A 10,064-nucleotide genomic window follows, 5' to 3' on the forward strand; every position below is an offset into this window, starting at 1 on the left:
TGTTTACTGTTTACTGTTTACTGTTTACTGTTTACTGTTTACTGTTTACTGTTTACTGTTTACTGTTTACTGTTTACTGTTTACTGTTTACTGTTTACTGTTTACTGTTTACTGTTTACTGTTTACTGTTCACTGATTACTGTTTACTGATCACTGAAAAGCTTCCCACCTACTCTAAGAAAATTACACTTTCACCACGTTGCTAAAACGGATTTTCAGGTAATCATCTTCCATTTTTGCTCCAGAAGGTTTCAGGGCTGCTAAAGCTTGGGGCAAGACTAAATTACGACGGTGATTACCAATGCGAATATTTAACTCGTCTCCAGTTTTATTTAGTTGTATTTGTTCCTTGGGTATGCCGGGTAAATATAATTCCAGACTGTAATTATTTTCCTGTTGAACTACCCGAATGGTGTTTTCTTGGTAATAAACCTTAGTCGGATCTTCCTCGGCAAAAAGAGTTTCTTTCAGTCTTTCCAAAGCGGGTAAACCACACATTTCTTCGGAGTAGAGAGGAACTTCCTTAACCGGTAAAGGATGAAAATTATCGTAAATTTCCTGTTTATAAACCTGTTGATTTTCTTTCCAACGGGCAAAGAAAGGATCGGTTACTTTGTCGGGAATAATCCGATTGGCAATAATCAAATCGGTGGAAACATTATAGAGACTTAGATAGGCATGGGCGCGTAAAGACTCCTTAATCACCATTTTTTCGGGGTTTGTCACCAAACGTACCGAGGTTTGAGTATTATCGGTCAAAACCTTTTCTAAAGCCTCGATCTGCTCGTAAAACTCGTAGGGAGCATCCATAACTTCCTTGTCCGGTAGGGAAAAACCGGCGATCGGTCGAAATAAAGGTTCTACCAGTGGTCGCAATGCCATCGACATTCCCTGTAACGGTTTGTAAAATCTTCTCATGTACCAACCGCCCACTTCTGGCAAACTCAGCAATCGTAAGGCTGTACCCGTGGGTGCGGAATCGATAATCAACACATCATAAGTACCCTCGTCGTAGTGGCGCTTCATGCGAACTAAGCCGAAAATCTCATCCATTCCGGGTAAAATCGCTAATTCTTCCGCTTGCACTCCATCTAAACCCCTAGCTTGCAATACCTGAGTAATGTAACGTTTTACTGCGCCCCAGTTGCCTTCTAACTCCATTAGTGCATCTAATTCTGCCCCCCAAAGATGGGGGCGTACCAAACGAGGATCGTGACCTAATTCGAGATCGAAACTGTCAGCGAGAGAGTGAGCGGGATCGGTGCTGAGAACTAGGGTTTTATAGCCAAGTTCGGCGCAGCGGAGTCCTGTAGCGGCGGCGACGGAGGTTTTACCCACGCCTCCTTTACCGGTCATGAGAATTACACGCATGGGGGCTGATTCTAAGAAAGTTTACATTACTTATTCTCATTATGACGGGAAAGTTAACAAATTTAGGACAAGAATCAGCATTCTTGGCTATAAAATTCCACTCCCCGACCATCACCCCGGGGAATTAGGCTCTGTTCAAAAAATTGCTGACAGCGATTTTCAGCATCAGCGACGAGAACTTTGGCAAAATGACCGTTTTCGAGAACTTCTTGCCTCGGACGTTGTTCGTAGGCATAGATAATCAAAATATCTCCGGGTTGACAGAGCAGAGCCGCACCACCGTTGGGGCAGATTTCCCCGGTTTGGCCCGGAAAAACGTAGGTGGAAAAGCGCTTACCATTGCTAAGATTGACCACATCCACTTCTTCAAGGGGCAAAATACCGACCCGCTCAATCAATTCTCGATCGATAGTGATACTGCCGACATAATCGACGTTAGCCTCGCTGACGCGCACTCGATGGAGTTTGGCGTGCATTAATCGAATTGTTCCCATGTATTTTGTCCTATTTACCCCAATTACTTCAATTATTATGCTCTCCCAGTGGGAATGTTTACTAAAAAATCTCGGTCAATGGCAAGGTTCTTTTACCCGTCTGTCTCCTCAAGGCGATCTGATCGAAGATACCCCGACTTTGGTATCTTTGCAAGGCATTAATAATAATCGCTCAATTCGTCAATTGGTCCGCCGTTTCTACAGCGATCAAGTGCCGGAAGATTTGATTTTAGAGTATGGTTCTCTCAATCAGGGTATTCTATTTAGCCAGACGGGGGCCTTTTGCCAAGGTTCTCTATATTTTAGTAGTTTTTCCTCACAATTTGGCGCAGAATTTGGGTTAATCTCTGGGGAAAGACGATTAAGAATCGTACAGTTATTTAATGAACGCTGTGAGTTCGATCGCTTGACTTTAATTCGGGAAAAGTTAGTTGATTCTAGCTCCCCAGAAAGACCGATGTTAACGGTGGAGCAATTACTGGGTCAATGGCAAGGACAAGCGGTGACAACGGGACGCGATTTTTATAATTCTGCTGCCTATTCTACCCATGTATCGATCGAGCGTCAGGGGGATAATTATCTCTCGCAAACTTTGACTTTTGGCGATAATAAAATTACTTCTAGCGCTCGTATCGAGGGACAAAGATTGTTGTTTGAAAATAGTCCGCTGCCGATTCAAATCCTGCTGCTGCCCGATGGTTCTTCCTCTAATACACCTCTGAAAATTACTGCCGGTTATCCTTTTGTTTTAGAGGTGGGTTGGTTACTTTCTCCTACTCAAAGACAGCGCTTAATTCGTTCTTATAACGAGAAGGGAGAATGGACAGGTATTACTCTGGTGACAGAGGAAAAAGAAAGCTATTAGCCGTCAGCCATCAGCTAGATTGATAATAAAAAGGAAATTCACTAATTACACTGAAAAATATAGCGTTTCTGATCAAGATGAATCATAACTGGATTTGGCATCTTCTCCTTGCTCGGAGACTTGCCAAAACGACAACTTTGTACTTCACCAATAAGATAACTACTCTCAGAAGCTGAATGCTAAGGGCTAATTTATATAAGCAAAGTTTATCAAAATCCCAATATACTTGAGAAGATTTAAAGTTACATTCCTTCATCTTTACTTTTCTTAAAAAATAATTGAGAAAAATTCCTATTTGTCAACGAGATTGCAATAGTTACAGCCCGCTGCTAAAATCTAAGAATCGGGTTACTCTGTGCGTTTTTAGGCTTTGTGCCTTGAAACCCTTGCCACGTCTAGGATTACTAATTCGTCCCTGGGAAAAACTTGGCAAAAGATCCTTTGTCGAAAAAGATCTTTTGCCAAAAATATGTGTACTTATGTTAAAACGAAAAAGTTTTTTTGACAAAATGTACCAGATATGCTGCGAGAAAAGTCTCCAGATTAGCTACTGGGGATGGGAAACTGTTAACTATCTAGGGTTTGCAGCAAAAAGTTGGTTGGTGGGGGCGGGGGTGTGGAAGGAACCACACCAGACACAGAGGACACAAAGATTGATCGCTTCTATAGTAAGTTAAACTGATCACACCAAGAATAAGAGAGCCAATTTCGCCCCGATCGATCCAATCCCTGGCACTTTTTGGAAACCAAAAAGCCTAAAAATCTGATCCAACACTGTTTTTAGATTTATCCAGCCGGACTTACCTTTTATTTGTCAGATTGATTGGATATGCCTAGGTTTTGCACGATCGATCGAAGGACCAATATCTTTAACCAAAAAGTAAATTATGCAAGATTTCTAAACGCTGGGCATCTTCACGAACAATAGCACCATAATAATTTTTCTTATTCTCTAGCCAGAGTAATTCAAACTCGATCGCCTTGGGCAAAGCTAAACTGAAATTATCCAAAGCTTGGGGACAATCAAAGATAACTTTGCGCGTCTCGAAGCGGTCAAAATGTCCTTGGCAGAACATTTTGAAAAACGGTAAAGAATGCAGTGACACCCCACCCCCAATGGCAACAGTCAAACCGGCAGCCTTAGCTTTTTTTGCCAAAGGTAAAGCCAGAGCCAAAACTTGCTCGCTATTCACATCCCGGCGAGTTAATCCCAAAGAACAGGCTAAATCCATCCGTCCGATCACGATACCATGGAGAGATTTTATCTCTGGAATCGCCAACATTTCCTGAAAATTCTCACAGGCAGTAATCGTTTCGATATTAACTAATAACTCCACATCTTCCACCCCTTGATCAGCTAAAACCCTCCTAGCTGCCCGCAGATATTTTTGTAAAGCGTAGGCTGTTTCTACCATGGGAGCAATCAAGCGATCGACTCCTAAATTAACCGCATCAAATATATCTCTGATCGCTTCGCAACCGGCGATTTTCAGATTAAAATCTACCCCCGCTTTCAGACTAATTTCTTTCAACCGCATCGCTTCCGTCAGTCGGGTTCCTTCCGTCTCGAATTCCGCTTTTACCCCTGAAACATGGTGATCTTCCCTGAGTTCTCTTAACAGTTGCACCATTTTTTTTTCTAAGGAATTCATGATTTTAATCGTTCAAAATCGCTAACTGCTAGAGGAGCCTTGTTGATTATAGCCGATCGGCGAAAAGCTGATAGCTGAGGACGAGGAGACCATAAAAATACCCTAAACAAAGGGACAAGAGTGACAAAATACCGGCATAATGAGCAAGGCCGTCTGATTTTTTTCTGGCCACATCCTTTCTATACTACATTCGTAATATAAGTAATTCTCTAGTTAGACTATGCGAACTCACTACTGTGGCGACCTTAGCGCGATCGAAATTGAAAAAAGTGTCACCCTCTTCGGTTGGGTCGATCGTCGTCGCGATCACGGTGGCGTTATTTTTATCGATCTGCGGGATCGCAGTGGTATTGTCCAGATCGTCAGTGATCCCCAACGAACCCCCGCTTCCTACCCCATCGCTGAAACCGTCAGAAACGAGTATGTCATCAAGGTGACGGGAACAGTCAGTCAAAGGCCTACCGAATCCCTTAACCCGCGCATTGCCACCGGAGAAATCGAAATTTACGCCACTAGCATCGAGATTCTCAATGGGGTTACTAAACAACTGCCTTTTGTCGTCTCTAGTTCCGAAAGTGAATCGGTACGAGAAGATGTGCGCTTGCGATACCGCTATCTAGACCTACGCCGGGAGCGTATGAGTCAGAATTTACAACTACGTCACCAAGTTGTCAAGGAAATGCGCCGTTTTCTCGAAGATGAACAGCATTTTATTGAAGTGGAAACGCCAATTTTAACTCGATCGACTCCCGAAGGGGCGCGGGATTATCTAGTTCCTTCCCGTGTCAACCCGGGCCAATGGTACGCTTTACCCCAATCACCGCAACTATTTAAGCAATTATTAATGGTGTCGGGAATGGATCGCTACTATCAAATCGCCCGCTGTTTCCGCGATGAAGATCTGCGCGCTGATCGTCAACCGGAATTTACTCAGTTGGACATGGAGATGAGTTTTCTCTCTTTACCTGAGATTTTAGCCCTGAATGAGGCTTTAATAGCTCATATCTTCAAAAAAGTCAAAAATATTGATATAAGCCTACCCCTGCCCCGTTTAACCTATGCTGAGGCTATGGATCGCTATGGGATCGATCGCCCCGATACCCGTTTTGGCTTGGAATTGGTCAATGTGGCGGAGATTTTTGCCGATTCGGGATTTAAGGTGTTTTCAGGTGCGATCGCCAGTGGTGGGACGGTGAAAGTTTTACCGATTCCCAACGGTAACGAGGCGATTTCTAACGTCAGAATCAAGCCGGGTGGGGATTTATTCAAAGAAGCCACCGACGCGGGTGCGAAGGGAATTGCCTACATCCGCGTGCGCGAAGACTACGATTTTGATACCATCGGTGCTATTAAAGATAACCTGACAGAGGCACAAAAACAGGCTTTAATCGAGAAGACTGGCGCAAAACCGGGGCATCTGCTCTTATTTGGGGCAGGAGATACCGATACAGTCAATAAATCCCTATCCCGCCTACGCTTAGTTTTAGGGGAACAATTGGGATTAATTGATCCTGAGAAAATCAACCTCCTCTGGGTGACGGATTTCCCGATGTTTGAATACAACACCGAGGAAAAACGCCTAGAAGCACTGCATCACCCCTTTACTGCCCCTAATCCCGAAGATTTAGACGATCTAGCCCACGCTCGCGCCCTAGCCTACGATATGATTTTTAATGGTATTGAAATCGGTGGCGGCAGTTTGCGGATCTATCAACGGGAAGTACAGGAAAAAGTCTTCGCTACCATCGGTCTATCCCGAGAGGAAGCCTATAATAAATTCGGCTTTTTGTTAGAAGCTTTTGAATACGGAACCCCTCCCCACGGTGGTATCGCCTACGGTTTAGATCGCTTGGTGATGTTGTTAGCCCGAGAAGAATCGATTCGCGATGTGATTGCTTTCCCGAAAACCCAGCAAGCTAGTTGTTTACTCACTTCTGCACCTTCGACAGTGGCAGCCAAGCAATTAAAAGAATTATCTGTTGCTTCTACCTACAAACCGCCATCCTAAGATTAGGGTGGGCATTGCCCACCTAATTTTTGCAAGTCTGTTGACACTAAGTTAAATTCTTTTCGTCCCTCACTTCATCCTCTTTGGCAGTGGCTAAAAATTCCTAGAGTTTAGTTTTGGGAACTAGGGGAAAAGTGCAGGGTAAGCGCATCTTAACAATCCTTGACAATTGTTAAGCAAAAATCGACCAAATGGGTCGAGTTCGCCCCTACAAAATCGACCCGCCTAAGGGCGGGAAAGAAAAGAAAAAAGAAAAAATAGGGAATGAGGGTAAAAGGGGAAAAAGGAAAAAGGGTTAGAGAGTTCTCCCGAAAACGCAGGCTACCCGAAAACCGTAATTGTTGATGCGGTTGACGCGGCGGAAGTAGTAGTCGTAGCGAATCGCGGAACGGCAGTAAGTAGGATTGTAGCCCCAGGAACCGCCCCGCAGAGGAGAACGATTATCATTACCATTTTCTATCCAGACACTGCCATCCGTCGGCGCACCGTCATAGTTATCGTGCCAAGTATCGGCGCACCACTCCCGGACATTGCCGTGCATATCGTACAGTCCAAAGGCGTTTGGGGGAAATTGTCCCACGGGAGTTGTTTCGTTTCGATATTCTCCGTTCGGTTCATCGGCGTAGGTATTACTGGCATTGTAGTTAGCCAATTCCCCCGTAATGGTTTCCCCAAAGTAAAACGGGGTGGTGGTTCCAGCACGACAAGCGTATTCCCATTCCGCTTCACTCGGTAGTCGGTATTCCCGAACCGTTAGTTTTGATAATCTCGCACAGAACTCGATCGCATCGTACCAGTTGACTTGTTCCACGGGACGGCGATCGCTATCGGGACGGTATTTAAAATAGGCTGGCTTGAAATCAAGGTCTTGTTTAACTTTTAAATCCGTGCGAGAGGCGATCGCTTGCCACTGAGCTTGGGTGATGGGATATTTACCCATGAAGAAAGGTTGAATCGTTACTTTGTGTTGGGATCTTTCCCTTCTAAATCCTTCCCAATTAAATTTTTTAACCAGTCTTTCGATTTCCTCATCTTCTGTTCCCATCAGGAAAGTTCCCCCCGGAATGGCGACCATTTCTAAGGTGATGCCTTTGCCCAGATCTTCCCTGAAATATTGGGACTGTTTCGACTCTTTTTTGATTTGCTCACCCTTCGCATTTACTCCCACCACCTCAAAGTTAAATACTGATAACAGTTGTTTTGGCTCTTCCGGTTCAAGCTTGAACTGATAGCCAATTGCTCTTTCTAGTTGCTCAAATCCGTCTTCTTCCCAATAATCAAGCCGGTGAATATCTCGCAGATTCAAGCTAACTTCTGCAAGTCGCAGATCAGGAATTTCGCATTCTTCTAACCTCATGGGAATAAAAAAAATTGTCCCCGGTAGCATCTCTCCCAAGGTATCAAGTGCAATCCTCAACTCCCGTTGGATGTATCCCTGTTTATTAGCCGATTTCGCTGACAGACAGGCGAGAAAAATCTGACTAGCTTTAATCGCTTTCGGAATTTCATCTCGCCAAATTTGACCCGGAATCAGGTCTTTTTTATCCAACCAAGGTTTATATCCCGCTTGCTTAAGGCGGTCATACAGTGCCAAAACTGCTGGTTTGTCCTCACTGGCATGGGCCAAGAAAATTTGGATCTCTGACTTTTTCATAACTTTTTCTTATGACCACAAGTAGGGGAGAGCCAGATTAACTGGCATAAAATCTCTAAATAAACCATTTAATTGATTATTACTCATTCTTAATTCTCCTGTCTCGGAGTCTCCTGTCTCGGAGTCTCCTGACTACTGCCTACTGAATCCTCACCAAACACAACAATTTTGGATTTTTAGAGCAAGTCCACTTTCTCACTTTCCCCACCCGTGACCTTTTTCCGTTAGATTATAAATGGATACAAAACTTAACATTTTATCCAGAATCTACCGAGAGGGCAGACCGTGCGGCCAGATACCCTAGAAAATAACCAGCATTCAGCCGATAATTCGCTAGTTCCCGAAGAAATCGCATTTAATCCCGAAATTGAGCCAGAGGAACCCGAATACTCGCCAAAACCGACAAAAACCAACTCTTGGCTATCGGGAGGACGGGGTTTATTTATCGGTGTGGGATTAGGGGTTTTATTGACCCTAGGGGCGACTCGTTTCGCTAATCGACCCCAAACAGCCCAAAACCCCAATACTCAGCCCGTAGCGGCAAAAAATGAAGCACCAGCACAAACAGTAACCACCACTAGGGTAGAATTTACTCCCGTGGCCCGCACCTTGAAAGCGACTGGAAGCGTGGCAGCCTATGAATTAATCCCGATTCTTTCCCAAGCGACAGGACTACAAATCAAAGAAATCTTTGTGGATGAAGGGGATAGGGTCAGCCAAGGTCAAATTTTGGCTCGTCTCGATGATACCGTCCTGCAAGCGCAATTAACCCAAGCACAGGCAAATGTCGCCCAATCCCGGGCGCGTTTGGCAGAATTGCAAGCGGGTAGCCGTAAAGAGGAGATCGCTGGAGCTAAACAAACTATTCAACGCATAAAAGCCGAAATTAGTCAAGCTCAATCGGATTGGGATTTGGCCAAAAAACGCGTCCAGAGAAACCAAAGTTTAGAAGCGGAAGGAGCGATCGCCCGGGATCGTCTCGATGAAGTCCTCAATGAAGAAAGAAACCAAGCGGCGATCGTACAACAGACCCAATCCCGTTTAGGAGAAGCAGAGCAGCAACTGGCACAATTGCAAGCGGGTAATCGTCCCGAAGTGATCGCCCAAGCTACAGCCCAATTAGCGGAAGCTCAAAGCCGTTTAGCCATAGTTAAAGCCCAATTAAACGAGACGCGCCTGATTTCCCCGGTCAGTGGCAAAATTGCCGAAAGAAATGGCCGCATCGGGGACACCACCAACGGTCAAAATGCTCTCTTTAAAATCATCGAAAATGGGCGTTTAGAGCTAAGATTACGGGTTCCTGAGAATCAATTGCCCTTAATCCGCGTCGGAGCGCCCGTTACTATCACTTCCGATGCTAATACCAGTCTGAAACTATCGGGACAGGTGCGCGAAATTAATCCCATCGTCGATGAGGCATCCCGTCAAGCAACAGTGGAAGTCGATTTAACCGACAATACAGGATTAAAACCGGGGATGTTTTTACGAGGTGCGATCGTAACGAATACTAGCAATAGTTTAACCGTCCCCATGACCGCGGTTTTACCCCAAAAAGATAATCAAGCTCTAGTTTATTTAGTTCAACCTGATAACACCGTCACCGCCAAAACTGTGCAATTAGGTCAAATTATGCCGAATAATCGCGTGGAAATTCTCACCGGTTTACAAGCGGGCGATCGCATTGTGGCCAAAGGGGCAGCCTATCTCGGTGATGGCGACAAAATTACAGTAATCAGTAATCAGTGATCAGTAATCAGTAATCAGTAATCAGTAAACAGGTATAAAGATATAGCGCTTTTCACGTTACTGAGGTATCAACAAGTTTTGCCAACAAAGGGTTTAAGCCCCTTGCCCATACCTCATTCTGATGAAAACTGCTATAAAGATAACTAACTAATTAACTTAAAACTTACATCTGATAACTGATAACTGATAACTGATAACTGATAACTGTCAACTGATAACTGATAACTGATAACTGATAACTGATAACTGATAACTGATAACTGATAACTGATAA

Annotated in this window: 7 protein-coding genes; 3 read left to right on the plus strand and 4 right to left on the minus strand. The window is 44.4% G+C overall.

Features of this window, described 5'->3' with window-relative positions:
• Positions 1-183: 183 nt before the first annotated feature.
• Together IM479_RS09480 and panD are read right to left on the minus strand one after the other, a co-directional pair.
• Positions 184-1,371 carry a TRC40/GET3/ArsA family transport-energizing ATPase gene (locus IM479_RS09480; RefSeq protein WP_286826316.1) on the minus strand — a complete coding sequence of 396 codons (1,188 nt, stop codon included), beginning with the start codon at positions 1,369-1,371 and terminating at the stop codon, positions 184-186.
• A 74-nt stretch (positions 1,372-1,445) separates the two neighbouring features.
• Positions 1,446-1,865 (minus strand): aspartate 1-decarboxylase, encoded by a 420-nt coding sequence (gene panD, locus IM479_RS09485; protein ID WP_052277873.1) that lies wholly within the window; start codon positions 1,863-1,865, stop codon positions 1,446-1,448.
• Between the two features lie 37 nt (positions 1,866-1,902).
• On the opposite strand from panD, the gene IM479_RS09490 reads away from it, so the two are divergent.
• A complete protein-coding gene (locus tag IM479_RS09490; protein ID WP_287684275.1) occupies positions 1,903-2,730 on the plus strand; it encodes a DUF3598 family protein in 828 nt (275 codons plus the stop codon).
• Positions 2,731-3,599: 869 nt separating this feature from the next.
• Here the strand turns inward: IM479_RS09490 and IM479_RS09495 are convergent.
• On the minus strand, positions 3,600-4,382 hold the full coding sequence (locus IM479_RS09495; protein WP_287684271.1) for an aldolase/citrate lyase family protein: 783 nt from the start codon (positions 4,380-4,382) through the stop codon (positions 3,600-3,602).
• A gap of 220 nt (positions 4,383-4,602) precedes the next feature.
• On the opposite strand from IM479_RS09495, the gene aspS reads away from it, so the two are divergent.
• Positions 4,603-6,390, plus strand: a complete 1,788-nt coding sequence (gene aspS, locus IM479_RS09500; RefSeq protein WP_287684272.1) for an aspartate--tRNA ligase — start codon at positions 4,603-4,605, stop codon at positions 6,388-6,390.
• A 295-nt stretch (positions 6,391-6,685) separates the two neighbouring features.
• Here aspS and IM479_RS09505 read toward each other — a convergent pair whose 3' ends face one another.
• The gene (locus IM479_RS09505; protein ID WP_287684273.1) at positions 6,686-8,044 is read right to left on the minus strand and encodes an SUMF1/EgtB/PvdO family nonheme iron enzyme; all 1,359 of its coding nucleotides are present in this window, start codon (positions 8,042-8,044) and stop codon (positions 6,686-6,688) included.
• A 285-nt stretch (positions 8,045-8,329) separates the two neighbouring features.
• On the opposite strand from IM479_RS09505, the gene IM479_RS09510 reads away from it, so the two are divergent.
• The gene (locus IM479_RS09510; protein WP_287684274.1) at positions 8,330-9,790 is read left to right on the plus strand and encodes an efflux RND transporter periplasmic adaptor subunit; all 1,461 of its coding nucleotides are present in this window, start codon (positions 8,330-8,332) and stop codon (positions 9,788-9,790) included.
• The last annotated feature ends 274 nt before the right edge of the window (positions 9,791-10,064 follow it).

It is taken from the genome of Microcystis sp. M165S2 (assembly GCF_020245885.1).
In the GTDB taxonomy this organism is placed as follows: Bacteria; Cyanobacteriota; Cyanobacteriia; order Cyanobacteriales; family Microcystaceae; genus Microcystis.

Excerpts from the sequence above, each read along its gene's own strand:
- IM479_RS09480 (WP_286826316.1), bottom strand. The coding sequence starts at position 1,371 with ATGCGTGTAATTCTCATGACCGGTAAAGGAGGCGTGGGTAAAACCTCC.
- panD (WP_052277873.1), bottom strand. The coding sequence starts at position 1,865 with ATGGGAACAATTCGATTAATGCACGCCAAACTCCATCGAGTGCGCGTC.
- IM479_RS09490 (WP_287684275.1), top strand. The coding sequence starts at position 1,903 with ATGCTCTCCCAGTGGGAATGTTTACTAAAAAATCTCGGTCAATGGCAA.
- IM479_RS09495 (WP_287684271.1), bottom strand. The coding sequence starts at position 4,382 with ATGAATTCCTTAGAAAAAAAAATGGTGCAACTGTTAAGAGAACTCAGG.
- aspS (WP_287684272.1), top strand. The coding sequence starts at position 4,603 with ATGCGAACTCACTACTGTGGCGACCTTAGCGCGATCGAAATTGAAAAA.
- IM479_RS09505 (WP_287684273.1), bottom strand. The coding sequence starts at position 8,044 with ATGAAAAAGTCAGAGATCCAAATTTTCTTGGCCCATGCCAGTGAGGAC.